Origin of the sequence: Streptomyces nitrosporeus (genome assembly GCF_008704555.1) — a bacterium.
Classification (GTDB): Bacteria; Actinomycetota; Actinomycetes; order Streptomycetales; family Streptomycetaceae; genus Streptomyces; species Streptomyces nitrosporeus.
In genome coordinates, this window is sequence record NZ_CP023702.1 from 5127893 (window position 1) to 5154530 (window position 26638).

General features: G+C 72.7%; 18 protein-coding genes and 1 tRNA gene. 14 read left to right on the forward strand and 5 right to left on the reverse strand.

Going from position 1 to position 26638, the window contains the following annotated elements; genetic code table 11:
* Positions 1-17: 17 nt before the first annotated feature.
* Positions 18-1730 (reverse strand): 2-isopropylmalate synthase, encoded by a 1713-nt coding sequence (leuA, locus tag CP967_RS22715; RefSeq protein WP_229888246.1) that lies wholly within the window; start codon positions 1728-1730, stop codon positions 18-20.
* Positions 1731-2024: 294 nt separating this feature from the next.
* On the opposite strand from leuA, the gene CP967_RS22720 reads away from it, so the two are divergent.
* Positions 2025-2732: a FadR/GntR family transcriptional regulator gene (locus tag CP967_RS22720; protein ID WP_150489734.1), complete on the forward strand. Its 708-nt coding sequence runs from the start codon at positions 2025-2027 to the stop codon at positions 2730-2732.
* Between the two features lie 203 nt (positions 2733-2935).
* Here CP967_RS22720 and CP967_RS22725 read toward each other — a convergent pair whose 3' ends face one another.
* Positions 2936-6499 carry a hypothetical protein gene (locus tag CP967_RS22725; RefSeq protein ID WP_150489735.1) on the reverse strand — a complete coding sequence of 1188 codons (3564 nt, stop codon included), beginning with the start codon at positions 6497-6499 and terminating at the stop codon, positions 2936-2938.
* A gap of 228 nt (positions 6500-6727) precedes the next feature.
* Here CP967_RS22725 and CP967_RS22730 point away from each other — a divergent pair, with 228 nt between their 5' ends.
* From CP967_RS22730 to CP967_RS22755, 6 genes are all read left to right on the forward strand, one after another.
* Positions 6728-6907, forward strand: a complete 180-nt coding sequence (locus CP967_RS22730; RefSeq protein WP_150489736.1) for a hypothetical protein — start codon at positions 6728-6730, stop codon at positions 6905-6907.
* Between the two features lie 861 nt (positions 6908-7768).
* Positions 7769-9304 (forward strand): type I-E CRISPR-associated protein Cse1/CasA, encoded by a 1536-nt coding sequence (locus CP967_RS22735; RefSeq protein WP_229888224.1) that lies wholly within the window; start codon positions 7769-7771, stop codon positions 9302-9304.
* On the forward strand, positions 9301-9864 hold the full coding sequence (casB, locus tag CP967_RS22740) for a type I-E CRISPR-associated protein Cse2/CasB (protein WP_150489738.1): 564 nt from the start codon (positions 9301-9303) through the stop codon (positions 9862-9864). The genes CP967_RS22735 and casB overlap by 4 nt, the downstream gene beginning before the upstream one ends.
* 35 nt (positions 9865-9899) lie before the next feature.
* Positions 9900-11213, forward strand: coding sequence for a type I-E CRISPR-associated protein Cas7/Cse4/CasC (locus CP967_RS22745; protein WP_229888247.1), 1314 nt, complete (start codon positions 9900-9902; stop codon positions 11211-11213).
* On the forward strand, positions 11210-12085 hold the full coding sequence (cas5e, locus tag CP967_RS22750; protein ID WP_150489740.1) for a type I-E CRISPR-associated protein Cas5/CasD: 876 nt from the start codon (positions 11210-11212) through the stop codon (positions 12083-12085). The genes CP967_RS22745 and cas5e overlap by 4 nt, the downstream gene beginning before the upstream one ends.
* The gene (locus CP967_RS22755) at positions 12082-12804 is read left to right on the forward strand and encodes a type I-E CRISPR-associated protein Cas6/Cse3/CasE (RefSeq protein WP_150489741.1); all 723 of its coding nucleotides are present in this window, start codon (positions 12082-12084) and stop codon (positions 12802-12804) included. The genes cas5e and CP967_RS22755 overlap by 4 nt, the downstream gene beginning before the upstream one ends.
* Before the next feature lie 187 nt (positions 12805-12991).
* Here the strand turns inward: CP967_RS22755 and CP967_RS22760 are convergent.
* A tRNA-Arg gene (locus CP967_RS22760) sits at positions 12992-13064 on the reverse strand.
* Positions 13065-13383: 319 nt separating this feature from the next.
* Here CP967_RS22760 and CP967_RS22765 point away from each other — a divergent pair.
* From CP967_RS22765 to CP967_RS22800, 7 genes are all read left to right on the forward strand, one after another.
* Positions 13384-15027, forward strand: coding sequence for a dynamin family protein (locus tag CP967_RS22765; RefSeq protein ID WP_150489742.1), 1644 nt, complete (start codon positions 13384-13386; stop codon positions 15025-15027).
* On the forward strand, positions 15024-17327 hold the full coding sequence (locus CP967_RS34795; RefSeq protein WP_229888225.1) for a YfjP family GTPase: 2304 nt from the start codon (positions 15024-15026) through the stop codon (positions 17325-17327). The genes CP967_RS22765 and CP967_RS34795 overlap by 4 nt, the downstream gene beginning before the upstream one ends.
* 103 nt (positions 17328-17430) lie before the next feature.
* A complete protein-coding gene (locus CP967_RS22780) occupies positions 17431-17880 on the forward strand; it encodes a single-stranded DNA-binding protein (protein ID WP_150489743.1) in 450 nt (149 codons plus the stop codon).
* A gap of 245 nt (positions 17881-18125) precedes the next feature.
* Positions 18126-19595, forward strand: coding sequence for a Cys-Gln thioester bond-forming surface protein (locus CP967_RS22785; RefSeq protein WP_150489744.1), 1470 nt, complete (start codon positions 18126-18128; stop codon positions 19593-19595).
* Positions 19596-20039: 444 nt separating this feature from the next.
* Entirely contained in the window at positions 20040-21704 is a 1665-nt protein-coding gene (ettA, locus tag CP967_RS22790; protein WP_150489745.1) for an energy-dependent translational throttle protein EttA, read from the forward strand.
* A gap of 2 nt (positions 21705-21706) precedes the next feature.
* The gene (locus tag CP967_RS22795) at positions 21707-22129 is read left to right on the forward strand and encodes an acyl-CoA thioesterase (protein ID WP_150489746.1); all 423 of its coding nucleotides are present in this window, start codon (positions 21707-21709) and stop codon (positions 22127-22129) included.
* Positions 22126-22836 carry a DUF8010 domain-containing protein gene (locus CP967_RS22800; RefSeq protein ID WP_150489747.1) on the forward strand — a complete coding sequence of 237 codons (711 nt, stop codon included), beginning with the start codon at positions 22126-22128 and terminating at the stop codon, positions 22834-22836. Before CP967_RS22795 ends, CP967_RS22800 begins: the two co-directional genes overlap by 4 nt.
* A gap of 20 nt (positions 22837-22856) precedes the next feature.
* Here the strand turns inward: CP967_RS22800 and CP967_RS22805 are convergent, their stop codons facing one another.
* Positions 22857-23879 carry an ABC transporter ATP-binding protein gene (locus CP967_RS22805; RefSeq protein WP_229888226.1) on the reverse strand — a complete coding sequence of 341 codons (1023 nt, stop codon included), beginning with the start codon at positions 23877-23879 and terminating at the stop codon, positions 22857-22859.
* Positions 23876-26638: an FtsX-like permease family protein gene (locus tag CP967_RS22810; protein WP_150489748.1), complete on the reverse strand. Its 2763-nt coding sequence runs from the start codon at positions 26636-26638 to the stop codon at positions 23876-23878. Before CP967_RS22810 ends, CP967_RS22805 begins: the two co-directional genes overlap by 4 nt.

Consider the following 26638-nt stretch of genomic DNA (forward strand, 5'->3'; position numbering starts at 1 on the left):
GGCCGCCGTCTCCGTGGTCACGGCCGGTCTCCCAGCGCGCGGTTGACGGCCGCCAGCACCGAGCGGACCGACGCGGTGAGGACCGAGGTGTCCCACCCCGCGCCCCAGGCGACCACGGGGTCCGAGGAGGCGCCGGCGACCTGGCACCGGACATAGGCGACGGCAGGGCTGTCCGGCCCCGCGGCCGTCGAGTGCTCCGAGTAACCGAGGATGCCGACGGTGACACCGGCCGTGCGCAGGGCGTCGGTGAGGGCGGCGAGCGGACCGTTGCCCGCACCCTTGCCGGAGTACTCCCGGCCGTCGGCACGCAGCACACAGCTGAACTCATGTGCGCCCGGCGCCGGTTCGGCGGTGCTCCAGGAGAGCATCTCGACCCGGCCGCCCCCGGCGGGAGCGAGGTACGTGGCTCGGAACAGCTCCCACAGCTCCTCGGCGGAGAGCTCCCGGCCGGTCGCGTCGGCGACCCGCTGCACCTCCCGGGAGAAGTCGGGGCGCATGGCCGAAGGGAGGTCCAGTCCGTACCGGGACCGCAGCATATGGGCGATCCCGCCCTTGCCCGACTGGGAGTTGATGCGGATGACCTCCTCGTACGTCCGCCCGATGTCACCCGGGTCGATGGGCAGGTACGGCACCTCCCACGCCAGGGCGTCCGCCGGCACGCCCTCTGCGGCGGCACGCTCCGCGTGACGGGCCAGCCCCTTGGAGATCGCGTCCTGATGGGTACCCGAGAACGCGGTGTGGACCAGCTCCCCGCCGTAGGGGTGGCGGGGGTGCACCGGGAGGCGGTTGCAGTGCTCCACCACCTCCCGTACGGCGTCGATGTCGGAGAAGTCGATCATCGGGTTCACCCCCTGGGCGTACAGGTTGAGCGCCAGGGTGACGAGGTCGACGTTCCCCGTACGCTCACCGTTGCCGAACAGGCAGCCCTCGACGCGCTGCGCACCGGCCAGTACGGCGAGTTCCGCGCAGGCGACCCCGGTGCCCCGGTCGTTGTGCGGGTGGACGGAGAGGATCACCGCGTCCCGGCGGGCCAGATGGCGGTGCATGTACTCGATCTGGTCGGCGTACACGTTGGGGGTGGCGATCTCCACCGTGGCCGGGAGGTTGTGGACGACCGGCCGGTCCGCGCACGCCTCCCACAGCCCGGTCAGGCTGTCGCACACCTCCAGCACGAAGTCCGGCTCGGTCAGGTTGAAGACCTCAGGGGAGAACTCGAACCGGATGTCCGCGCCCGGCCGTTCCTCCGCGCGCCGCATCAGATGCGTGGCGGCGTCCAGGATCATCGCGTGCAGCCCGGCCCGGGACCGGGCCAGGACCACATCGCGCCAGACGGGCGCGGTGGCCGTGTAGAGGTGGACGAGCGTGCGCGGGAGCCCCGCGACCGACTCGACCGTGCGGTCGATCAGGTCCCGGCGGGCAGGGGTGAAGACCGACACCGTCACGTCGTCCGGTACCGCGCCGCTCTCCGCCAGGTGCCGGACGAAGCCGAAGTCGGTCTCACTGGCGGACGGGTAACCGACCTCGATCTCCTTGAAGCCCATGGCGACCAGGAGGTCGAACATCCGGCGCTTGCGCGTGGTGTCCATGGGCTCGGCCAGCGCCTGGTTGCCGTCCCGCAGGTCCACCGGCACCCACAGCGGGGCCTCGGTCAGCCGGGCCGACGGCCAGGAGCGGTCGGCCAGGGGCAGGGCCACCCGGTCATGGGCCGGGCGGTAACGGTGGTGCGGCATCGCACTGGGACGCTGCGGATTCCACGCCGGGGCACGGTCGGGAACACCGCCGGAGGGGGTACGCAGGGTGGGGAACGCCGTGGCCCCGGGGGGCACGGGCACAGTCGCGGTCACAGGGAACTTCCTTCGTCGGCCGTCGGACGACCGGCGCGGCACGACCACCGCTGCGGGGAGCCGGTCGTCTCAGGCCCCGCAGCGGCGACCGAGAAGAAGGACCTCGCGCTGTGGCATGCCGGGTACAGTAGGGCAAAGGAACTCCTCAGACAAGCTGAGGTGTGAGGAGAGGCGGACGGCATGTCACCGAGCGGATCCGGCGGTCTCGGAGTCCTGCGGCCGTCACCGCTGGTCGAGCAGGCCACCGAGCGGCTGCGGGAGCAGATCACCGGCGGCGCCTGGCCGGTGGGCACGAAGCTGCCCGGCGAGACCACGCTCGCCGCGTCCCTGGGGGTCGGCCGCTCCACCGTCCGCGAGGCCCTCCGGGCGCTCGCCGGGGCCGGCCTCGTCCAGGCGCGCCAGGGCGCCGGTGTCTTCGTCATCGCGACCGAGGCCCAGGAGGACTGGGCCACCCAGCTGCGCCGGGCCGCCGTCACCGACGTCTACGAGGTCCGCATGCTCATCGAGGTCGAGGCCGCCCAACTCGCCGCGACCCGGCGCACCGAGGACGACGTGCGCGCCCTGGAAGCCGCCCTGGCCGGGCGGCGCGCGGCCGGGGACGCGGACGACGCCGCGTTCGTCGACGCCGACATCGCCCTGCACGCCGCCGTCGTCGCCGCCGCGCACAACCCCGTACTGACCGACCTGTTCACCCGGTTCGTCCCCGCCCTGCGCCGGGGCCTCATCGACATGCTCGGCCTCCTCGCCCTGCGCGCCACCGAACCGGACCACGGCGACGCGGGGCACGCCGCTCTGGTGGACGCCGTCAGGACGGGCGACGCGGACCGCGCGGGCGGCATCCTGCGGGGCGAACTGGCGGGGACCCTGGAGCGGTTGCGGACGGTGTGAGGCACCGCGCGGCACCGGCGGGCCCAGGAGCGGCCCTCGGCCGCCTCCCCCTCGGACGACGTGGCGTTCCCGCCCGGCGGGCGCAGGGCGCTCCGGGGCGTACGAGCACGCCGGGCCGCCGGGGCGAGGGGACGGGCGGCAACCGAAGGCCCCCAGGCGCGCGGGCGGGCCGGTGCACCGTACGCGGCCGGCCCGCCGAAGCCTCACCCGGTGGCTCCGGCCGTATGCGCGAGAGCCAGTTCCGCGAGCCGGGGGAGAGCATCCGGGGCCAGCCGCGGCAGGAGCGGCAGCGCGTACCGCCAGTGCTCGCCCGCCAGCACCTCACACGCGAGACGGCGGGCCTCCTCCTCGTCCCGGGAGGAGTCCGCCCCCAAGGCGTCGGCGAGAGCGAGGAACCGCAGCACCGAAGTCCGCTGCGGCGCCCACCCGTCCGCCACCGGAAGAACGACCGGCACCTTCGCGAGGTACGTCGCCACCGCGGCCAGAGCAGCCGAGCGCTCCTCCGAGGTCTCGGCCCGCTCGGCAGTGCGCCGCATCCCGCGGGCATCACCCCGGAAAGCATGCAGGACCGCCCACTCGGCGACAGGGAGCACGCCCGGAGGGAGCGGGGTCGTGGCCATGGAGTGCTCCCAGCGGCTCAGGTTGTCGCGCATCGGCGGCACCGTGTGACAGCACCCGCTCGCGGCGAGCAGGCCGTTCAGCAGCACGGAGTGCGCGTCCCAGCCGCGCAGGTCCTCCTCCGGGCGGGCACAGGCGGCACCGAGCGCCGCACACACGGCGGCACCGTGTTCCGTGAGGTCCGGCAGTGCGAGCAGCAGATCCACGAGGCCCGGGAGCGCACGGCCCCTGAGATACGGGAGGCGGGCCAGACGGCCGAGCTCACCCGCCCTCTCCTCCATGAGCCGGCCCGTGGCCCGGAGGCCGGGGAGGACCGGCCCCGTGGCCGCCGCGTTTCCCACGGGTACGGCCTTCCGGGGCTTTTTGCCCGAGGGATTCCGCGGACCCAGCCACTCCTCCGCGGCGTCGGCATCACCGGCGTAGGCGAACGCCTGCGCCACGAGGCTGCGTACGGCTGGATCGTCCGCCGACGCCGCCATCCCCGCGGCGCTCCGCGCGAGACGCACGGCCCCGACGGAGTCACCGCCCACCGCGCAGCCTGTCGACACCACGGCCAGAGCACCCGCCAGCCCGGCCGGCTCCCGCGACCGTTTCGCGAGCCGCGCAGCCTCGTCGGAACGACCCGCCCTCGCGAGGGCCTCGGCGAGCGGAAGCCCCCACCCCTGGGTGTTCGCCACCGCGGCGTCCTTCTCCCGCCGGGCGAAGGCGGCCGTGAGCAGTTCCCGACCGGCGACAGGATCCTTCCGCAACGCTGCCTCGATCTCCTCGAACAGGTCTTCTCCGGGCGGCGGTTCGCCAGGACCGTCTCCCACGGCTCGGCCCATCACGTCGCGAGCGGGCTCCCGGACGTCATCACCGAGCACATCCAGGAGCAGACCGTCCGGTACCAGTTCGAGGACCTCCCCGGCACGCTCCCCGTGCCCCGTTTCACGCAGAGCGGCCACCACGCGCGCGAGTGTGGTGGACAGTTCGAGACGCAGATGGCCGCGGTCGGCCGGTGAACGTGTCTCCGGGTCGGTGAAAGCCCCGAGCAGTGCCCGGCGTGCCCGCAGGGCGAGTTCCCCGGCACTGTCCGGGCGCACCGAGGCCAGGGCACCGGCACCGAGTGCCAGCAGGTCGACGTGCGTCAGGTCCGACGCGGGGTCCAGTCCGGCGCAGAAGGCCTCGACACGGTCCCGCGCCCCCGTGCCGTCCGCCACCATGTGGGCCCAGATCTCCAGCGCTTCGGCCTGTTCGGCGAACGTTCCCCAGCTCAGCGCCTCAGCATGCTCCATCACCCTGCCGAGCGGCCCGTCCGTCTCCCCGTCCGCCCTCCCCTCCTGATCGAGCACCTCGATCGCGCGCATACGGGAGTCCCACCCCGCGGCCGCGTGGTCGGCGACCGCGTACAGAACCGAAAGTCCGGCCTCGCGCTGCCCGCAGCCACGCAGCACGAGACCCGCCCGAAGCAGCTCACCGGCCTTCTCGCTCAGGTCGGCCGTACCGTCCGGGACGGAAGCGAAGAACCGCCTCGCTCGTACGACTGCCTCTTCGCCGGCCTTTTCGGCCTCCTCCCGCCGCTGGACGGAGAGGACCTCGGCCACCTGCGCCAGCCGCAGGGCGGCGACCGCCCCGTCGGGTGCGGAACAGGCCAGTGCGCAGGCTCGGGAAGCATCCCCCGCAAGCGCGAACAGGCGGGGGAAACCGCCCGGTTCGAACCGGGCGCGGCCGGACAGCGCCGCTCGAGAGAGAGCCACTCCCGCCCTTGCCCCCACCTCCTCCCCTCCTGCGGTCGGCACACGTCCGAGCTGCGCCAGTGCCTCGTCCAGACGCCCCGACGCCACAAGCCTCAGCTGGCGCCGCGGGTCGAGTACGACGCGCTCGGTACGCCCGGCGTCGCGCAGGAGGCGCGGGTAGTGGGACAGCAGATAACCGGGGGTGGCTTCCGGCCAGCCTTGTCGCTGCCAGCGTTCGGCCCAGGCGTGCAACCGCCCGGTGCAGTCCTCCAGCAGAGCGGAACCGCTCAGCTCCTTCGCGGCCCGCAGCAGTTCGCTGTGCCCGAGTACGTATGCGCCGGTGTCGGTGCCCGCCCGGTCGGGGACCAGACAACGGCCCCGCGCACTCTTCAGCAGACGGTCGATCTCCGCCCGGTCCACCCCCGCCAGCTCTGCCAGCTCCTCCGCCCGCAAAGTGGTTTCGGCCATTGCGAGGAGCCCGGCCACGGTGCACCCCAACGGGGTCTCCCTCAGCCGCCCCAGTTCCACGCCGGCGATGTACCGGACGTCCTCGTCACCCACCAAGGGAGGGAGCACCCGTACGTACCTCCGCTTCCGCAGAGGATGGGACTTCGGCACGTCCGAAGGCGGTCTCTTCGCCGGACGACTCGAGACGATGACGCGGACCGCGGACTCCGCGGCGCGCCCGGACGCCGGTAACGGTACGTGCGGGAGCAGCGAAGCGATGCTGGCGTCCGGCTTCCGGGCCCCCGGGGGCCCGCCGCTCCACGCGGCGTCCTCGTCCAGACCGTCCACCACCAGCAGCAGCCGGCGTTCCCGTGCCGCGGCCCTCCGGAACAGTGCCTGAAGGCCGGCGGGTGAGAATCCCTGCCGGGGAAACGGCTTTCGCACCCCCAGCAGTCCCATCAGCTCCTTTGCCACGCACGTCACGAACCCCTCGGCACGATCGGTGCCACGGACCGGGTCGAGAGGACAGAAGACGATGTCGACCCCCGCGGGCGGCCGCGACACGAAATCGCCCAGCAGCGTGCTCTTCCCGGCCCACTGCGGCGCCTGCCACCAGAGATAGGAAGGGGCGTCGGGAGCGGGGTCGCACGCGAAGTCCCGCATGGCCGCGAGCGCGGCCGCGCGGGCCTGGCGAGAGGTGTCGCTCTTCACGCCTCCGGGGCCGGCCCAGGAGGAGGGAACGCCCCGGCGCCCCTCCCCCTCCCGCTGTGCCGCTTCGAGCGCCCGTGCCCACTCGGCGTCGAACTCCGCGGGCTCACCGGCCTTGAGCCGCAGGCTCGTCACCAGGACCTTCACAGCCGGTGTGCTGGTGCGCAGCGGCGCGGACCGGCCCTGGCACCACGCCGAGACCCTTCTCCGGCTCAGTCCGGCCGCGCTTACGCAGGCGGCCCAACTGCCGGGCTCCCGCTCGTCGGCGTTCTTCCCCAACTGGTTCAGCTTCCGGCCGAACGCCCTACGGGCCGTTCGGTATGTGTGACCGGGAACAGAAGCCTTCACAGTATCTCCATGTCGAAGTTCCTTGCTGTTAACTATCCCGCTGAGCTGCGGTTTCAGGAGCGTCGATGACCGGACATGGCCACCTGTCACGCCGGGTCGTCAAAGTGGCCTCACCGCCCGGCGACCGGACAGGCCGGGCGTCGAAACGGAAGGACCACCGTGCCCGTACTCCCCGCACTTCTCCAGGACGCCGCCACCCTCGCCGCCGCCGGCGGCACCCTCTATACGGCGGTCCTCGCCGCCGTCGCGCTCACCTCGGTCCTGGCCGCCACGCCGGACCGCCGCCGCGACGCCCGGGCCACGCTGACGATTCTGATGCGACGTCGGCCCCCGAGGTGAGCGGAAGTCCTTCCGTCGCCGTTTCCATGAGGCCGGAGCGAACTTACGAGGTTCGCTGTTTTCCTCCCGTGAACTCAGCTCTCTGTGCGGGACCGGAACCACCCGTATGGTGCCGCGTTGCGCAGGCGGGAGAACCCGTCACGCCGGAGAGGATGGCCGGGCAGGGAGAAGGTGTTCCCTGGCAGGAAAACTCTGGAGAGGAGCGTTCGATGATGCGGCAGAGACCTCGTATGCGCTGTGGGCGTGACCCGCGGCGGCTTGTGAGCCACGAGGAGAGACAGGAACACGGCAGGTCCTGGAGGCGTCCGCTGGTGCATGCGGTGCTCGTCGCGTCAACGGCATCCCTGGTCGCCGAGCTCAGCGGGTACGCGTTGACGTGGGTGGCTCCGGCGGCCTGACGTCGTGAAGGGCGTCCACGCCGGGCGCCCTTCACGACGGTCCTCCGCCCAGCCTCGAACAGGGGTCATGGCCGGATGGGCACGCGCGGCCGCTTCGACGTGAGGCGGCCGGAGCGCACACATCGCCGACCGGGCCGGTTTGCCCAGGAATAGGGATATCCATGTACTATCCCCTACTTCAGGGCGATATCCCGCTCCTGCGGGAATGACCCGTTACGGGGCTCGCTGGCTCCTTTTGGGCTTCACTCCTCCCCGCGTCCGCGGGGATGAACTGTCTCCGTCACACCCTCTCTTGGGTGCGTGTGCGCAGTTTCCGGAACCACCTGTAACCCCGCCGGTCCGCTGCTACCGTCTCATCACTCAACGTGTCCGACGAGTGATGAGAGCGGTAGCCGTAGTCGTGCTGGAACTGCCCGTTTCCACTGGGCGGCGTCCCTCCTGGGACCCCCGGTATCAGCCCTGTGTGCCCGTCATCTCCTCCGAGGGTGTGGCCGCCGACCTGTCCCTGGTGGAAGTCCTGCGCTGGTCGGAGAAGCTGAGTTCTCTTTTCTGCCCGACACCCGGCGAAGGCGTGGCTCTCGTCGAGTACCTGCTGGGTATCTGCTTCGCGGCCGGCGTTTTCCCCTCCTCCTCCGAGGAGTGGCGTGCCTGGGTCGCCGAGGAGCAGTCGCTCGAAGGGGCCGTGGCATGGCTGGCCGATCAGCCGGCCGACCAGTGGGATCTGTTCCACCCCAAGCACCCCCTCGGGCAGAACAGCAGATTGTGGCCCCAGTTCGACGAGGACTGCACCGGACCGGCGCAACTCGTCATCGAGAGGGCCGGTGACTACTGCCAGTTCTTCGATCACCACCACCTCGAACACTCCGCCCCGCTCCCGGCCGCCGAAGCCTTCCGCGCCATGCTGACCCAGCATGTCTACGGGCTGTCCGGCCGCGCCCGGCTGTCCGGCAAGAGGCTCGGCCCCAAGCTGACCAACCTCTCCGCGGGACGCCTCCAGGGCCGGATCAGGGTCGTGGTCCAAGGACGTACCGTCGGGGACACCCTGCGGCTGAACCTCTATCCACCGGCCGGGGGAGAGGCCGGGCACTTCAACCGCTCGTGGACCACCGGCGGGAACCCGCGCCGTGAGTTCACCACGAAACCGCCCGGCCGCCCCACGTCCGGCCCCGCCGACCTGCACAGCTGCCTCGGCCGCTCCGTGCTGTTGCGCCCGGTGCCGGCGGATGAGGGCGAGCCCGTCTTCGTCGACCGCGTGCTGATCGGGGCCGGGGAACTCATCAGCCTCGACCCGGACCGCGACCTGGAGGACGCCGTCCTGGGGAAGAAGGCTCTGAACGGCCACAGGAAGCCGCTCTGGCCCTCACCCACCCGCGCCCTGTGGCGTGACGCGCACGCGCTCTACAGTGCGGCGACCACGGAGACGACAGGCCTGTTCGGGCGGCTGCGGGACCTCTGGCTGCGGGAATTCGCCTTCCCGGAGGGTGGAGACGGCCCGCCCTGCACGCTCCAGGCCGTCGGGCTCATCGCCGACAAGACGCTCGCGGCCACCTGGACGGAGGGCCGGTTCCCCTACGCCCCGAGCATGGGAGAAGCCCTGTGCGAGGCGTCACGAGACGGCTCGGTCATCGCCGACCACCTGGCACGGGCCCTGGAACGTGCCGCCTACGTGGCTTGGAAGGTGATGTACCCCAACCCGAAACCCGCCGACAGGGCCGCACAGATGGCCCGTTTCGACGCCCGGCGGGAGTTCTGGCCCGCAGCGGAGGAACCCTTCCTCCGTCTGCTCAGCGTGACGGCCGGCGGGGCGGACGTACCGGCCGCCCTGAGGGACTACGCCGGTGAAGTCCGCTCCAACGCCGAGGACTTCCTCAGACAGAGGCTCGACGCCCTTCCCCGCAACGAGCAGGGATTGATCGCCCGTTCCCGTGCCGAGGAACGATTCCGGGCGGACATGGCCGACGTGAAGGCCCCCGCCGCACTCCGGAAGGAGACACAGTGACGACCCGACAGCCCTGGCCCGCACCGGACGGCGGCGGCGAGGCCCTCACGAACTGGCTCGTGAGCCTCGTGCGCAACCACGATTACGGGAAGCTCGCCGAGCTGCGCCGCACCGGACAGACCGAGGCCCACATCCAGGCCGGATGGTCCGCCCCGGGCGACGAACACCGGGAGATCTACGAGAAGGTCGCGTTCCTCTTCGGCGTCTACCACCAGGGAGCGCCCCGGCCCTCGTACGGCAGGGGCAGCCTCGGCGCCGCCGCCCGGAGGATCGGGGACGGTGCGGGGCGCGGCCCCGACAACCCCGGCGCGCAGCGGCTGATCTCCCGGGTGGTGTCGAGCCGGGGCATCCCCTGGCGCCACCTCCAGCACGCAGTCACCCGCCTGCGGGCCTGTGAACAGCCGCCGCCCTCCTGGACCGAGCTCACCGAAGACCTGACGCGGTGGCACGACCGCAGCGCGCGGATCGCCTACTGGTGGACGGTGGACTTCCACGAGCCGCCCGGACGGAGCCGCAGCGGAACGCACACACAGCCGACACGGAAGGACACGAGTACGTGACCGAGGCACCCCGAAGCCAATTCCTCTCCCTGCACGTGCTGGAGACATTGGTCGCGGTACTTCCTGTGCGCGACGAGAACGGCTCGCCCAAAAGCCTCGTCTATGGCGGCGTAGAACGTCATATGATCACAAGTCAGGCGCGTCGCCGGGCCGAACGTGTCCACGCGCGCAACCGGGCGAACGCGGGCGTCGGTGCCCTGGCAGGCCGGAGTACGGGCCTCCGTACGCGCGAATGGGCCCTCATCACCGCCAAGTCGCTGGAGGACGACCACGGCTGGGGCAGGGAAGAAGCCGTCGCCACCGCCCGTGCGGTCATCGAGGCCGTCGGCCTGAAGTTCGGTGACCCCGCGAAGAAGACCGTGGCCCACCTGACCAAGGTGCTGCTCTTCGCCCCGTCCGACACCGGGACCCGGATCGCCGCTCACATCGACGAGCACGCGCAGGAACTGCGGGACTGGCGGGACGGCTACATCCGGATCCAGGAGGAGACCAGGAAGAAGACGGCCCGCAAGGGCGGCCGGAAGACCGTCCCGGACACGGAGTCCGTCCAGGAGGGAGCGGAGGGAGCAGCCGAGGCGTCACCGCCGCCGCTGCCCAAACGGCACCGTGACGCGGTGCTGTCCGCCATCGCACCGCGCGACGCCATCGACATCGCGCTCTACGGCCGCTTCCTCGCGGAGATCGCGGACTCGCCGAACGTGGACGGTGCTGTGCAGAGCAGCCACGCCTTCACCGTCCAGCAGGCGGAGCAGGTGGACGATTTCTACGCCGCGGCGGACGACGCCAAACTGCACCGCAAACGGAACGCCCTGGACTTCCTCGACTCCGCGGACGACGCCGGAGCCGGTATGACCGGCTACCAGTCGCTCATCTCCGGTACCTTCTACCGGCACGCCGTCCTGGACCGCACCCAGCTGTACGCCAATCTCCGCGCGGCCGGGATGGCCGAGGAGGAGGCGGCGCGCACGGTGGTCGATGCCGAGAAGGAGTTCGTCAACGCCTTCGTCGAAGCCTTCCCCGAGGCGAAGAAGAACTCGACGGCCTCCACCGGCTCGCTGCCCGCGCTGGTTCTCGCCTTCGAGGGCGAGCGTCCCTACAACTACGCCGCCGCCTTCCAGCTCCCGGTCGACGAAAGCCCGGTCAGCGCGGGCGGGGAGGGGCCCGCCGGCCCCGCGGCCGTCCGCAGGCTGCTGGAACACCACGCCTTCGTCAGCGCCCGCCGCCCTGACCTGAAGTCCGCCCGGGTGCTGACCTACGACCCGCGGATCGACGCCGTACTCAGGGAGTTCGAGGTCGCGAGCAGTACCTGCGTGAAGCCGGTGGCGGCGATCGAGGAGCTGACGCGGTGAGCCACGTGCTGCTCATCCGGCTGGCCGCCCCCCTCCAGTCCTGGGGGCTGGCCGGCCGTTTCTGGCAGCGCGACACGCACAGCAGGCCCACCAAGTCAGGTGTGATCGGACTGTGCGCCGCCGCGCTCGGCCTGCCGCGCGAACCACCGGCGGACGGTCCCGGAGAGGACCCGCTGGCCGAACTGGCCCCACTGCTCTTCGGCGTACGGGCCGACCACCCCGGAAAGCCGGTGCGTGACTACCACACCGTGGGCGCGGGCCGGTATCCGCTGCGCCCGCGCGACCTCGTCACCGACCACCGGCGCGCCGCGGCGGCGGCCGCGAAGGTGGACACGGGCACCGGGGAGACCTTTGGCCACCACGAACTCGCCGACTGGTACGGGGCGCCGAAGAGGATCACCGCAGACCCGCTCTCCGGCACACTCGTCTCCGCCGAGATACGCAGGAACGCGCTGGTCAGCGAACGCTGGTACCTGGCCGACGCGGCGTTCCTGGTGGGTCTGCAGCACACCGACCAGGCTCTGCTGGAGCGGATCGCCCATGCCCTGGAGCACCCGAAGCGCCTCCTGTGGCTCGGACGGAAATCCTGCCCGCCCTCCGGGCAACTGGACCTCGGCGTACACCCCGGCACCCTTGCCGAGGTGTTCGCGTCCAAGGCACTGCTGCCCCGGCTGCCGGAGGAGTCACCCCGCACGCGAGGCGGCCGGCCCTGGGCGTGGATCGAGAGCCGTCTCCCGGTACCCGGCACCGGCCCGGTCATGGACCAGCCGGTGGGCTTCCACGCCACGGGACCCGAGCACGCTCCACGCTGGGAGACCAGGACCCGTGTCACCATCGACCCGCACGCCCGCGATTGGAACATCATCCTGTGACAGCGCCCCGTGCCACGGCTGCCAGGTTCGTCGCCACACAGACCCTGCTGACCCTCGACGCCAGACACCCTTACGTCGCCAAGTCGCTGATCGACGCCCAGGACATGCACCGGAACGTGATGAGCGGTTTCCGGGGCTGGGTCGACGACGGCAGCCGAGACGCCCGTGCCCAGATGGGCGTGCTGTCCGCCTGGACCCTCGACCTGCGCGAGGCCCGCCTCTCACTCGTCGTGCAGTCACGGGTGCCCGGCGACTGGAACCTTCTTCCCAGGGCGGCCTTGGTGGAGGAGCCCGAGACCCTGACCCTCGACCGCACCTTCGGCGTGGGGGACGTCGTCGACTTCCGTACGGTCGTCAACCCCGTGTACAGCCGTCCACCCGCACCGGGCGCCACGGAGAGGACCCGAGGCCAACGGGTCGCCCACACGCGGCCCGACCATGTGAAGGCGTGGTTCGTCCGGCGCCTCCAGCCACCGCATGAAGCCGTCGGCTCCCCCGGCGGCCCGGCCCGCCTGGGCGCCGACGCCCACGCCGACGACCTGGCCGTCCGGATGCTTCCCCGGATCTCCAGCCCCGCCTCGCACAAAGGGCTCCGTCTCGTCCGGGCGGAGATCCGGGGCAAGCTGACCGTGACAGCCCCGGACACCTTCGTCGACGTCCTCACCAACGGTCTCGGGCACGGGCGGGCCTATGGCTGCGGTCTGCTCCTGGTGCGTTGACGGCGAAGGGCGGGCGGAGCGCAGCCGCCCTTCCCGTTTCTCCGCGGGCCTCGGCGCGGACGGAAGGGCAAGGGGCAGGGCCTGAGGCATAGAGCTCCAGGCGCTTGGCCTCAGGCCCTCGACCGGGCGGTGCACGCGGTGCCCGGCATCTGTTCCACTCTGCTCTTTCCAGGTCAGATGCCTTGTGCGCCCCCGGCAGGACTCGAACCTGCGGCCAAGCGCTTAGAAGGCGCCTGCTCTATCCACTGAGCTACGGGGGCCGGTGTGGGCCTCGTCGGCCGCGGAAGGCGCTGATTCAAGCCATCCGTGACCTTGCCGGGACAAGGATAGGGCTCCTGCTGCCCTGCCCCGGTTGCTTCACCTGCGTGGCACGATGTGGAGGTTCGGTGAAGCGAACCGATAATCCCAGGTGGGCCCCGATCGTGCATCGCTTTTCGCGCCCTACGCGCCGGGTGTTGTGCACTCGTTATGCCTGCGCCCCACTCGTCCCCTCTGTCCACCGGGGTGGAACCGCCGCGCAGAGAGGTCTATACGCTTCAAAAAGACACCAAAATTGGGCATTCTTCCCATGTGGTAACCATGGATGTACGGCCCCAGCTCATCGACGCACTCACCGCCCTGCGCGACCGTGTCGCTGCCGTGCGTCTCCCGCTGCCGCTCCCCGGGGTCGAACGTGCCCGGCAGACGCGGAGCGAACTCCTCGCCCAGCTGGACGACTACCTCGTACCCCGGCTCAAGGACCCCGAGGCGCCCCTGCTCGTGGTGATCGGCGGATCGACCGGGGCCGGTAAGTCGACGCTCGTCAATTCGCTGGTGGGCTGCCGGGTCAGCGAGGCCGGGGTGCTGCGTCCGACGACGCGCACCCCGGTACTGGTGTGCCACCCCGACGACCACCACTGGTTCGCGGGGGCACGGGTACTGCCGCGCCTGACCCGGGTCTGGCTGCCGCCGGGGCAGACCCCCGACCCCGAAGGGCCCGACCCGCGCGGGGCCGGCGACGGTCAGGACGACACCGTGCTGCGGGTCGAGACCGCGGCCACACTGCCCCGGGGCCTCGCCCTCCTGGACGCCCCGGACATCGACTCGCTCGTCGTACGCAACCGGGCCCTGGCCGCCGAACTCATCTGCGCCGCCGACGTATGGGTCCTGGTGACGACCGCGTCCCGGTACGCGGACGCGGTGCCCTGGCACATGCTGCGCACCGCCAAGGAGTACGACGCCTGTCTGGTCACCGTCCTGGACCGGGTACCGCACCAGGTCGTCACCGAGGTGTCCCGGCAGTACGCCGCTCTGCTCACCCGGGCCGGCCTCGGCGGCGTACCCCGGTTCACCATCCCCGAACTCCCGGAGTCCACGGGCGACGGCAGCGGACTGCTGCCCGCCACCGCCGTCGCCCCGCTGCGCGCCTGGCTCACCCACCGGGCCCAGGACCCGGCGGCCCGGCAGCAGGCCGTCGGGCGGACCGCGTGCGGGGTGATCGACTCGCTCGACGTCCGGATGCCCGAGCTGGCCGGGGCCGTCTCGGCCCAGTACGCGGCGGCCGTACGGCTCACCGGCACCGTCGAGGACGCGTACGCCAAGGAGTCCTCACGGGTGCGGCGGCGGCTCGCGGACGGGGCCGTGCTCTCCGGGGCCGCCCGGACCCGGTGGCGCGGCTACCCGCTCTACAGCACCGCCGGCGAACTGCTGGACGCCCTCGTCGAGAGCCTGGTGACGCTGCTCCAGTGCTCGGTGGACGCCTCCGACGAGAAGATCCGCGCGACCTGGCGGCGCGACCCGGCGGCGGGCGGCCTCCGGTTCGAACGCACCGGCCGTGAAGCCGGGGGGTGGGGCCCCGCCGAGGACGTCCAGGGCCGCATCGCCGTGGCCGTACGCCGCTGGCGCAGGGTCCTGGAGGAGCTGGCGGAGGAGGAGGCCCAGCTCCTCGAACGCAACGCCGCGCCCGACGCCGAGACGGTCGCCGCCCTCCTGGCCGCCGTGCTGCTCGGCGGGCGCCGGGCACGCGGCGCGGGGGAGCAGCTCGCCGAACGCATCGGCGCCCAGGGCGCGGTACGGCTGCGGGACAAGGGAGGGGCACTGCTCACCGCCTGTCTCGACCAGGTGCTGCACGGCGAACGCGACCGGCGGCTCACCCCGCTGGACGCCCTGGAAGTGGCCCCGGAACCGCAGGCGGAGCTGATCGCCGCGCTGTCCGTACTGCAGAGGGAGAGGAGCCGGCGATGACCGCCGTCACCGACGAGGACCAGGATCAGGACCGTGGCCGGGGGTACGGGCGGGAACCCCGGCACGGAAAGCGGGCGGAGGCCGCCGAACGGCACTGGGACGACGGGCTGATCGCCCGCCGGGCCGTCGGGGCCGTGGCGGACGGCACGGTGGCGCGGTCCGCCCCGGACACCGCTGCCCGGCCGCAGACCGAGGCGTACGGCCTGCGGAGCGGCCCGCTCCGGCCCCGGCTGGACGCCCTGCGCGAACTGCTCGGGCTGTCCAGGGCCCGGCTCGACGGGGACACCCTCAACGAGGCGGGACGGGTGCTCGACGAGGCGTCCGCACGGCAGCGCCTCTCGTCACGGCACACCGTCGTCGCCATCGCCGGGGCGACCGGCAGCGGGAAGTCGACCCTCTTCAACACCCTGGCCTGCTCCCAGATCTCCGAGACCGGGCTGCGCCGCCCGACCACCTCCTCCCCGATCGCGTGCAGCTGGACCGACGGGGCCGCGGGGCTGCTGGACCGGCTGGCCATCCCGGGCCGGCTCAGGCGCCGGCCCGTGCTGGGAGGCGCGCAGGGCGACGAACCCCTGGACGGGCTGGTGCTGGTGGACCTGCCCGACCACGATTCGGCGGCCACCGGCCACCGGGACGAGGTGGACCGGGTGCTGGCCCTGGTCGACGCGGTGATCTGGGTCGTCGACCCGGAGAAGTACGCCGACGCGGCCCTGCACGAGCGGTACCTGAAGCCGCTCGCCGGCCACGCGGAGGTCACCTTCGTCGTCCTCAACCAGATCGACCGGCTGCCCGGCGAGGCCCGGGACCTCGTCCTGGACGACCTGCGGCGGCTCCTCGACGAGGACGGCATGGCGGTCGGCGAGCACGGCGAGCCGGGCGCCACCGTCATGGCCCTGTCCGCGCTGACCGGCGAAGGCGTCGGCGACCTGCGGGAACTGCTCGGCCGGTTCGTCCAGGACCGTACGGCCGCTGCACGCAGACTCTCCGCCGACGTGGACGCGGCGGCGGCCAGGCTCCGGCCCGTGTACGTCGGCGAGGGACGGCCCGGACTGGGGGAGCGGGCCCGCGACGAGTTCACCGGCCGGCTGGCGGACGCCGTGGGCGCGGCGGCGGCCGGGGAGGCGGCCGAGCGCGAATGGCGCAGGAACGCGGGCCGGGCGTGCGGGACACCGTGGCTGCGGCTGTGGCGCTGGTACGAGTCCACCCGGCAGCTCGGCGGCGGACTCGACCTGATGGCACAGGCGCTCGCGCCGCCGGAGGAGGAGCTCACCGCCCGCCAGCGGGTGGAGCAGGCCGTACGCAAGCTGGCGGACGACGCGACCGAGGGGCTGCCCGCGCCCTGGGCGCAGGCGGTCCGTGAGACGGCGGTGAACGGGGCGGAGGGGCTGCCCGAGGCGCTGGACGAGCTGTCGCGCCAGGTCCAGGCGGGCGGCGGGGGCGGAAAGGCGGCCGAGGAGCCGGAGGACACCGAGGACGCGGGCCGCGGCGAGAAGTCCGGGCGGGGCAAGGGCTCCGGGCGCGGCAAGCGCTTCCGGCGAGGCAAAGGCTCCGGGCGCGCGAAGAAGACCGGGGCGGGGCGGGCGGGCGGGAGCGGCGACGGGCTCGCGGGGGACGACGGGCTCGCGGGGGACGACGGGCACGCGGGGGACGACGGGCTCACGGGCGATGGCGGCGGGCGTACGGGCGAGGGCAGGCGTGCGGATGACGGTGCCGGGGCCCCGTCCGGGCGGGGCGGGGCAGGCCGGGGCGCGTCCGGGGTGCGGGGTCCGGGAGCCCCGGCGGGCGGAGCGGCCGGCGGGGTCCATGTGAAGGGTGTGGCCGCCCGGGGCGTGCCCGGGGGCGGTGGGCCGGCCGCCGGGACGCCGGGGAGGAGCAGGACGCCCGGAAGGGCCGGCGGACCTGCGACGGGCTCACTCGGCGGACGCGTCGCCAAGCCCCCGCGTCCCAGGTGGTGGCCGGCCGCCGTGCTCACGCAGGCGTCCATGACGCTGCTTCAGGTCTTCGGCGGGCTGTGGCTGCTCGGTCAGATCATCGGGGTGCTCGAACCCGGCCTGATCGTCCCGGCGCTCCTCATGCTGGCCGGAGTCGTCGGCGGGCCCCTGGTCGAGTGGGCGTGCGCGGCTGCCGCGCGGGGGCCCGCGCGCCGGTACGGGCAGGAGGCCGAACGCCGGCTGCGGGAGGCGGCGGCGGGATGCGGCAGGGCCAGGGTCCTCGACCCGGTCGCCGCGGAACTGGCGCGCTACCGCGAGGTCAGGGAGCGGTACGCGGCGGTGACGGAGATTTCCACAACCGGCCGGTAATCCACAGGCCCCGGCGCGTTCGCCGGTTCCCGTCCAGGATGGGAACCGGCCGTGGACACCGCGGCCGCACGGAGAACGACGGGGCACGGGGACGGGGACGGAAATGAACGACACATGGGTGACGCTGGTGGGGAACGCCGCCACACCGGTGGACTTCCGGGAGGCGGCGACGGGCGCGACGGCCCGCTTCAGGATGGCGGTCACACCCCGGCGGTGGGACCGCGAGAAGCAGGCGTGGGCGGACGGGCACACCAGCTTCTACACGGTGTGGGCCTGGCGGACCCTCGCGGCCAACCTCGCCGGGTCGGTCTCGGTCGGCGAACCCCTCGTCGTACACGGGCGTTTGAAGGTGCGCGAGGAACAACGCGACGGGACATGGAGGACGTCGGTGGACGTCGAGGCCGTCGCGGTGGGCCACGATCTGACCAGGGGGACGGCCGCCTTCCGTAGAGTGCTGAGAGCGGACCCCTCCCTCACAGCCCCGCAGGGGCGGCGGGAACCGGGGCGCACGGGGCGTCAGGAACCGGCCACAGTGCTCGCGCCGGTGTCCTGAACAAGGGGGGCGCGCCGGAGTCGCGATAACGATTCTGATTCGGAATGCTTATCTGACGGTATCGCGGGGGACTCTTCTACGCTCCGTCCATACGATTCCTCAGTACTCATGCGGCACTTGAGTTTGCTGGCGAGGCACCTCCCACACGCGCACCACGTGCGTGAAGGTCTCGCCCGGAGGGGAATTCTGTGTTTTCAGCGTCTTCAGCAGCCACTGCATCGCCCGGGGCGACGACGGAGCAGTCCATGCACAGCCGGAGTGGAGGTCGCAGAAACGGCCAGGAGCCGGGTCGTGCCGGACTGGGGCGCGGCCTCGTCCGGACCGTCGCGGCTCTGCTCACCTCGGGCCTCGTGGCCGCGGGTACCCTCGCCGGTGCCTCCACGGCCGCGGCGGACGAGACCGGGGAGCACCAGGGTGGCGCGGTGGCCGTGCTGGACGGCCTGAAGACCTACGACATGGCGCGGCTCGACAACGGTGAGGGCAAGAAGCCCCAGGACATCCCGGCCGGGCTGTTCGAGATGACCGTCGACGGCGGCGGCAAGCTCAAGACGTACTGCATCGACATCCACAACCCCACCCAGGACCGCGCCAGGTACCTGGAGACGCCCTGGGACCAGTCCTCGCTCGGCGACAACAAGAACGCCGGCAAGATCCGCTGGATCCTCCAGAACTCCTACCCGCAGGTGGACGACCTGGCGGGGCTGGCAGAGAAGGCCGGCACCGGCCCGCTCACCGTGAAGTCCGCCGCCGCCGGTACCCAGGTCGCCATCTGGCGCTTCTCGGACGACGCCGACGTCACGGCCAAGGACGAGCACGCCGAGAAGCTCGCCGACTGGCTGGAGGAGAAGGCCCAGAACGTCGCCGAGCCCAAGGCGTCCGTCTCCCTGAGCCCCGCCGCCGTCTCCGGCAAGGCCGGTGGCCGCCTCGGCCCGGTCACCGTCCACACCGACGCGGGCCAGGTCTCCGTGGCACCGCCCGCCGACGCCGCCGCGAGCGGTGTCCAGGTCACCGACAAGGACGGCAAGGCCGTCTCCACCGCCACCGACGGCAGCGACCTCTACTTCGACATCCCCGAGGACACCGCCGACGGCTCCGCCTCGCTCTCCGTCCAGGCATCGACCTCCGTGCCCGTCGGACGTGTCTTCGCCGGACTCACCAAGAGCCAGACCATGATCCTGGCCGGCTCCAGCGAGTCCACCGTCACCGCGGCGGCCACCGCCACCTGGGCCGAGAAGGGCGCCGTCCCGGCGGTCACCGCCCAGAAGAACTGCGCCAAGGGCGGCGTGGACATCACCGCGAGCAACAAGGGCGACGAGGCATTCACCTTCGAGCTGGCCGGTACCGAGCACACCATCGCCGCCGGTGAGACCCGCACGGTGACCGTCCCGGTCGCCGAGGACCAGGCGTACGACTTCACGATCACCGGCCCCGGCGGCTTCGAGCAGAACTTCAAGGGCGTCCTGGACTGCGAGACGGCCGGCACCCCGCAGCCGAGCGAGGGCACCGACACCCAGAGTGGTTCGAGCCCGTCCCCGGTTCCCTCCTCCACCGACGCCGGCACCGGGACCAGCGGCACGGAGGGCGGCGACCTCGCCGCGACCGGCGGCTCCAGCGCCACCCCCGTCATCGCGGGTGTCGCCATCGCCCTCGTCGTCCTCGGCGGCGGCGCGGTCTTCCTGCTCCGCCGGAAGAAGCCGCAGACCAGCGGTGAGTGAGTGACCGCTTGAGCGACCGCCGGCACCCGTGAGGAGCGCGGCGGCGAGGGCCCGGTACGGACATCCGTACCGGGCCCTCTCGCGTCCCCGGCCTCCTAGGCCCGCCCCGGCTCGTCAGATGACCCGTCCTGACCCGTCCTGGTCCCGCGCGGCCGTGCCCGCACCGCGTACCCCCTGCCGTGCCCGGCGCGCCCCCCGCAGTGCCGCGCCGCGTCCCCTTGCCGTGCGTACCGCGCGCCCCGCAGTGCCGTGCCGCGTCTCCCTGCCGTGCCGCGCCGCGTCCTCCGCGGTGCCGCGCCGCGCCCTCTGCCGGTGCGCGCCGCGTGCCCGGTGCCGGGGAGGCGGGCGCGGGGGCCGGAGGGCGGACTGGTTTCCGTCCGGGTGCGGACGTCAGGCAAGATGGGTGTATCTGCCCACACCTCTATTGCTGCCGGACGGTTTCTCTTGGCTGAGTACATCTACACCATGCGCAAGACGCGCAAGGCGCACGGCGACAAGGTGATTCTCGACGACGTCAACTTGAACTTCCTGCCCGGCGCGAAGATCGGTGTCGTGGGACCCAACGGCGCCGGCAAGTCCACGGTGCTGAAGATCATGGCGGGCCTGGAGCAGCCGTCCAACGGTGACGCGTTCATCTCGCCCGGCTTCAGCGTCGGCATCCTCATGCAGGAGCCGGAGCTCGACGAGAGCAAGACCGTCCTGGAGAACGTCCAGGACGGCGCGGCCGAGACCATGGGCAAGCTCAAGCGCTTCAACGAGGTCGCCGAGCTGATGGCGACCGACTACTCCGACGCGCTCATGGACGAGATGGGCAAGCTCCAGGAGGACCTGGACCACGCCAACGCCTGGGACCTGGACGCCCAGCTGGAGCAGGCCATGGACGCCCTGGGCTGCCCGCCCGGCGACTGGCCCGTGGTCAACCTCTCCGGTGGCGAGAAGCGCCGGGTGGCGCTCTGCAAGCTGCTGATCGAGGCCCCGGACCTGCTCCTCCTCGACGAGCCCACCAACCACCTCGACGCCGAGTCGGTGAACTGGCTGGAGCAGCACCTCTCGAAGTACGCGGGCGCCGTCGTCGCCGTCACGCACGACCGGTACTTCCTGAACAACGTCGCCGAGTGGATCCTCGAACTCGACCGCGGCCGCGCGCTGCCCTACGAGGGCAACTACTCCACCTACCTCGACAAGAAGGCCGCCCGCCTCAAGGTCGAGGGCCGCAAGGACGAGAAGCGCGCCAAGCGGCTCAAGGAGGAGCTGGAGTGGGTCCGCTCCAACGCCAAGGGCCGGCAGACCAAGTCCAAGGCACGTCTCGCCCGTTACGAGGAGATGGCGGCCGAGGCGGACAAGATGCGGAAGCTGGACTTCGAGGAGATCCAGATTCCGCCGGGGCCGCGCCTCGGTTCCATCGTCGTCGAGGTCGAGCACCTCTCCAAGGCGTTCGGCGACAAGGTCCTCATCGACGACCTGTCGTTCACCCTGCCGCGCAACGGCATCGTGGGTGTCATCGGTCCGAACGGCGCGGGCAAGACCACGCTGTTCAAGATGATCCAGGGCCTGGAGACGCCGGACTCCGGTTCCATCAAGGTCGGCGAGACCGTCAAGATCTCCTACGTCGACCAGTCCCGCGCCAACATCGACCCCAAGAAGACCCTCTGGGCCGTCGTGTCGGACGAGCTGGACTACATCAACGTCGGCCAGGTCGAGATGCCCTCGCGCGCCTACGTCTCCGCGTTCGGCTTCAAGGGCCCGGACCAGCAGAAGCCGGCCGGTGTCCTCTCCGGTGGTGAGCGCAACCGCCTCAACCTGGCGCTGACGCTCAAGGAGGGCGGCAACCTGCTGCTCCTCGACGAGCCCACCAACGACCTCGACGTCGAGACCCTGTCCTCCCTGGAGAACGCCCTCCTGGAGTTCCCCGGCGCCGCGGTGGTCATCTCCCACGACCGCTGGTTCCTGGACCGCGTCGCCACGCACATCCTGGCGTACGAGGGCGACTCCAAGTGGTACTGGTTCGAGGGCAACTTCGAGTCGTACGAGAAGAACAAGGTGGAGCGCCTCGGCGCGGACGCGGCCCGCCCGCACCGTGCCACGTACAAGAAGCTCACCCGGGGCTGACCGTGGCGCGTCACATCTACGCGTGCCCGCTGCGCTGGTCGGACATGGACGCCTTCGGGCACGTCAACAACGTGGTCTTCCTGCGGTACCTGGAAGAGGCGCGGATCGACTTCATGTTCCGGCTGGCGCCGGGGGACGGCTCGCCGTCCTTCTCCGGCGGATCGGTCGTGGCCCGGCACGAGATCGACTACGTACGCCCCCTGGTCCACCGGCACACGCCGGTGACCGTCGAGTCCTGGGTGACGCGGATCAACGCCGCCTCGCTGACGATCTCGTACGAGATCAAGGACCCGGACCAGGTGTACGTGCGGGCCTCGACGGTCGTCGTGCCCTACGACCTGGCCGCGGGCCGGCCCCGGCGGATCACCGCCGAGGAACGGCTCTTCCTCCAGGACTATCTGGATCAGGAGCCCGCTGCCGCATGACGGTGTCCGTACGGCCGCTGCAGTTCGCCGACCCGGGGGAGGCCGCCGACCTGGCGGCCTTCCTCGGCCGGCTGCTCCACTACGACCGGGCCGCGGCGGTGCGGCTCCAGGCGGGCGGGGGGACCCTCGCGGTGTTCGGCCGGCCGCCGTCCTTCGAGGTCCTCGCGATCCGTACGGCCCGGCTGGCGGACGACCACGCCTTCGACGTCACCGTCTCCGCCGGTGAACTCCTCGAAGCGCTGGGCCCCGACGGCTCCGGGCCCGGAGCGGCCGGCACCGCCGCCGTGCTGCCCGGGGCCGTCACCGGCCCGCCGTGGTCCGGGGTCCTGCCCCCGCGCGGCGGCTGGACCGCCCGCCCCGGGCTGCCGTCGCCGGCGGACCTGGGCGCCGTGCTCAAGGCCGCCGTCGCCGAGTTCCGGACCAGGGACGCGGCGCTGCCCGAGGGACGGCGTACGCGTGAGGAGCGCGAGCTGATCGGCCGGGACATCTGGTCCCGCACGCTCGGCGACACCCGGCTCCCGCTGCGGGCCGTCCACGCGGCCCAGTCCCTGGGCTTCCTGCGCCGCACCCCCGGCTTCCCGGTCGCACTGCTCACCGCGGGACCGTGGCTGCGCCTGCGCACCCCCTACGGCTCGATCGCCCTGCGAGGCCCCGACGGCGGCCTCGGCACCCTCGCCGTCACGGTCCGGCGCCCCCACACGCACTGATCCGCCCCCGGGCGGGCGGACTACCCGGCGGACGCGCCCGGGGAGCCGGACGGGCCGGGGGCGTCGGGCGCGTCGGACGCGCCGGGGGAAGCGGGCGCGTCGGGCCAGACGCCGATGTGGTCCTGCTCCAGTTCCAGCATCACCCGGTGCTCCATGCCCAGGGCCGCCGTGTAGTCGGCCGGCAACTGCAGCCGTCCGGCCCGGTCGAGCATCGCGTACTCCCGGGCCACCTGGGACTCCTGGCCCGTCGCCTCGTCCACCTCGGTGCGGCGCAGCACCTCCGAGGAGGTCCGGCCGTCGCGGATCGCGACCGTACGGCGCACCTCGTCCGCCACCGCCTGGTCATGGGTGACGATCACGATCGTCGTGCCGAGTTCCTCGTTGGCGCGGCGGAACGCGGCGAAGACCTGCTCGCCGGTGGCGGAGTCCAGCTCACCGGTCGGCTCGTCGGCCAGCAGTACCGACGGGTTGTTGGCGAGCGCCACCGCGATCGCCACCCGCTGCTGCTGCCCGCCGGACATCTGGGACGGCCGGCGGTCCCGGCAGTCCTCCACCTCCAGCATCCGCAGCAACGACTCGGCCCGCGCGGCCCGTTCACGGGTCGCGCCCCTGCCGCGCAGCTGCATCGGCAGCGTGATGTTCTGGACCGCCGTCAGATACGACAGCAGATTGCGGGCCGTCTGCTGCCAGACGAAGCCGACGACGTCCCGGCGGTAGCGCAGCCGCTCCTTGGGCCCCATCGCCAGCAGGTCGCAGCCGGCGACCTTCGCGGACCCGGCCGTCGGCACGTCGAGGCCCGCCAGGATGTTCATCAGGGTGGACTTGCCGCTGCCCGACGCCCCCACCAGGGCCATCAGCTCACCCTCGGAGACCAGCAGGTCCAGGCCCTGCAGCGCCTGCACCTCCACCCCGTCGGCGGAGAAGATGCGGACCAGCCGGTCGCAGGTGATCAGCGCGTCGTGGCCGTAGGACGGCCGGTCGCGGCGTGCGGCGGCCCGCTGTTCGAGTTCCGCCAGGGTGGTCTCTGTCGACGATGACGTCATCGGGTGTCTCCTGCCCTGAGTTCCTTGATCGATCCGCGACGGCTCGCCCACCATGCCTGGACCCCCGCCACACCGGCGGTGAGCAGGACCACACCGACGGCCGGGAGGACCAGTGAGACCGGGTCGGCCCGCAGCGACGCGGTGGACGCCGCGGCGGGGCCCGCATCGGCCAGCGCCAGTGCGGCCAGGTCGATCCCCGGCGCCAGCAGGACGACGGCCGTCCAGCCGACGAGCAGCCCGCCCACGGCGGCCAGCAGCGCCTGCGGCATGGCCTCGGACGCCAGCAGCCGCCGGCCCTGCGCGGTGGTCAGGCCCATGGTGCGCAGCCGTGCCAGCAGCGTCCTGCGCTCCGGAGCGGTCCGCAGCAGCGAGAGGAGGACGGCGAGCAGCGCGTAACCGGCGCCCGCGCCGACCGCCGCACCGTAGACGCGCTCCGCGCCGGTCTGGAGCGGGGTGTCGGAAAGGGCCTCGCGCTCCTCGGCCCGCAGCCGCACACCGAGGGACGCGTCCGCGTCGTGCGCCACCGCCCGCAGCGCCTTCCCGTCCAGCCGGCCGCCGGTGACCAGCAGCGTCGTGGGACCGGACACCTCCAGAGAGGACCGGTCGACGATCATGAACGTGTCGGAGTCCACCGCCGAGGTGCGTGGGAGGACCCCGGCGACCCGCACCGTGATGTCCCCGCCCGACGACCGGACGGTGTGCGGCCCGTCACCGAGCTTCCCGGCCACCGAGGGCGAGACGATCACCGGCAGGGCGTCCCCCTCGCCGCCGGCCGCCAGCACACCCGCGGAGAAGGACGGCAGCCCCGCCGCCCGGTCCAGCCGGGCGTAGGCGTCCGGTTCGACACCCAGCAGCGTCACGCGCGGGGTGTCCGAACGGGCCTTTGACGCCGGGCTCAGCGGGTTCGCGTACTCGATGCGCACCGGCACCACCCCGTCGGCACCGCGCACCGCGCGCACATCCGCGACCAGGCCGTCGGTGAGCGCCTCCGGACGGCTCTCGCCGCTGATCCGGGCATCCGCGCCGACCGCCCGCAGCGCCGCCTCGTCCCGTGCGTCGGAGATCCCGGCCAGCACCGAACCGCCGAACGACGCCGTGGTCAGCGCGATCAGCAGGGCCAGCAGCGGCAGGGTCCCGCTCGCCGACGCCCGGCCCGCCCGGGCCAGCGACAGGAAGCCGACCGCCCCGCGTAGCCGCGCCACCGGACGGGCCGCCAGCCGCAACGGCAGCGGGTACAGGCGTACGAGGACCAGCGCGGCGATCAGCCCGACCAGGACCGGAGCGGCACTGACCAGCAGGTCACCGTCCGAGCCCGTGCCGCGCCTGCGCAGCGCGGCGACCGCGCCGACGGCCAGGACCAGCAGGGTCAGCTCGGCGACCGTACGGCGGCGCGAGGGCCGGGCCGCCACGACGTCCTCACGGGCACCGTGCAGCAACGGCCTGCGGTGCTCCAGGGCCGTCCGCGCCGGCAGCGCCGCACAGACCAGCACCGCCACCGAACCGGCACCGACGACGGACGGCCACCACCGGGCCTCACCGATCAGCGCCACCGCCAGCCCCAGGCCCAGTGCCGCCGCCGGCACCACGGCCACCGCCGTCTCCGCGAGCAGCCGCCCGCCGATCCCGGCCAGGGAGGCGCCACGGGACCGCAGCAGGGCGAGTTCGCCGTGCCTGCGGCCGCCGATCAGCCCGCCCGTCATCAGCAGGACCACGGCGGCCACCGTCCCGACCCCCACCGCGGCGACCGTGACGACCGGGTCGATCGCCTCACGCGTCGCCGTGTACGAGTCGACGAGCGCGTCCAGGTTCGTCAGCAGCGCCGTGTTCGGGCCGATCAGCGAGCGCAGCTCCAGCAGCCCGGGGCCGTTCTCCAGGGAGGCGAGCGCCGACCGCAGCCGCGGCACGTCCGTCGCGGTGAGCCCCGAGGCGTCCGGGGCGAGCCGCCAGTACAGCTCCGGCTCACCCGTCGTGTCGAGCAGCACCGGCCCGGCGTCCGGGGCGAGCAGCAGCGCCGCCGTCCAGTAGTAGACCGGGGTCGGGGAGCCCGGGTCCTGGACCAGGGACGGTGCGCGGTAGAGCGGGTCGACCGCCCAGTAGCCGCTTCCGGGCCGCAGCGGCTCCACGACACCGGTGACGCGTACCGTCAGCGGCTGCCCGCCCTGGGTGGGCACCGCGATCGTGGAGCCCGGCTCCATCCCCAGCTCCGCGGCCGTCTCCACGGTGACGGCCGCCTCCACCTCACCGGTCTTCGCCGTCACCTCGCCCCGCACGGCCGGCCACCGGCCCGCGGTCAGCGTGCTGTGCTCGTCGAGCGCCGACGGGGCGGCGTAACGGAACTGCGGGGGTGCCGCGTTCGGGCGGGGCAGCCACGGCTCCGTCGCGACCATCCCCTTGGTCGTGTGCACCCCGTACGACGAGTCCTCCGCGTCGGCGCGCACCGGCTCCGGCAGCGACGCGAGCAGGGAGCGGTGGATCCCGGACAACGGCTCCTCGCGGAGCGCCTGTTCACGGGCCGGGAGCGGCTCGCCGAGCGGCGGCGGGGGCGAGGTCACCTCCAGCACACTCTGCCCCGGCGGCGCCGTACCCACCTCACGGCGCAGCGCCTCCGTCCCGTACGCGTCCACCGCACGCGGGAACGCGGCGGCGAGGAAGGCCGTCACCAGCACCAGGACCGCGAGGGCGGCCGTGATGCCGGGGGCGGTACGCAGCCGGGTACGCACCCACGGGGCGCAGGCGGCGGAAACCTTGGCGGTCCTCAT